Annotated in this window: 1 pseudogene; it reads left to right on the top strand. The window is 67.7% G+C overall.

Annotation, left to right across the window (positions count from 1 at the left end):
- Positions 1-1,288 (top strand): annotated as a pseudogene (locus ASG03_RS21665) (beta strand repeat-containing protein); the annotation flags it as partial.

Here is a 1,288-nt window from a genome sequence, read left to right as displayed (position 1 = left end):
CGACGTCGCCACCATCTCGTCCGCCGAGATCTCCGCCATCAACGCCAAGACGCTGGCCGGCCTTTCCACCGCAACCTTTGCCGCCCTCACGTCCACCCAGCTCGGTGGCCTGACGACTGCACAGACCGCAGCCCTGTCGACCGCCCAGATCAAGGCTCTCTCGACCGCCCAGATCGACGGCCTGACCACGGCACAGATCTCCGTTCTGACATCGAGCCAGATCGGCGCGCTCAGCACCGACGGTGTCGCCTCGCTCTCGACCGATCAGGTCGCAGCCCTCAGCGCCAAGACGATCACGGCCCTTTCGAGCGCCCAGGTCGGCGCCATGAGCTCGACCCAGATCGGCGCGCTCAATGCGACCCAGATTGCAAACCTCGGCTCGGAAGAGCTGGCCGCCATGTCCTCCGACGATCTGGCAGCCTTCTCCACGGACGAGATTGCAGCGCTCAGCTCCAAGGCCATCGTCGGCCTGTCCTCCAGCGTCATCGCAGCCCTGTCCACCGACAAGATCGCCGCCCTCAACGCTGCAAGCGTCGGCGCCCTGTCGTCTGCCCAGGTCAATGCCCTGTCCTCCGCCCAGCTCGATGCCTTCAGCACCGCGCAGCTTTCGGCCCTGTCCTCCACCGCGGTTGCCGGTCTCGAAACGGGTGACATCGCAACGATCTCCTCCACCGAGATCTCCGCGCTCAACGCCAAGACGCTCGCCAGCCTGTCCACGGCCAACTTCGCCGTCCTCTCCTCCACCCAGCTCGGCGCCCTGACGACCGCACAGACCGCAGCCCTGACCGCAGCCCAGGTTCGCACCCTGAGCACGGCCCAGATCGACGGCCTGTCGACCACCCAGGTGGCGGTCCTCACCTCCGCCCAGGCAAGCGCGCTGACCACGGATGGCGTGGCCTCGCTCTCCACCGACCAGGTTGCCGTGCTGAGCACGTCCGCCGTCGCGGCCCTGTCGTCTGCCCAGATCGGTGCCCTGTCCTCCACCCAGCTCGGTGCCTTCAGCACCGCGCAGCTTTCGGCCCTGTCGTCTGCGGCCCTGGCAGGCTTTGCCACCGAAGACATGGCGACGATCTCGTCGACCGAGATCTCGGTCCTCAGCGCCAAGGCTCTGGCCGGTCTTTCCACGGCCAACTTCGCCGTGCTGACCTCCACCCAGCTCGGCGGTCTGACGACGGCCCAGGCCGGCGCGCTCGGTACCGCCCAGATCAAGGCGCTGTCCACTGATCAGATCGGCGGCCTGACCACCGCCCAGATCGGTGCGCTCACCTCCGCCCAGATCGGTGCCCTG

Source organism: Rhizobium sp. Leaf341, assembly GCF_001424325.1.
Classification (GTDB): Bacteria; Pseudomonadota; Alphaproteobacteria; order Rhizobiales; family Rhizobiaceae; genus Ferranicluibacter.
The sequence above is the reverse complement of the archived record's forward strand: the minus strand, read 5'-3'. Positions and strand labels throughout refer to the sequence as shown.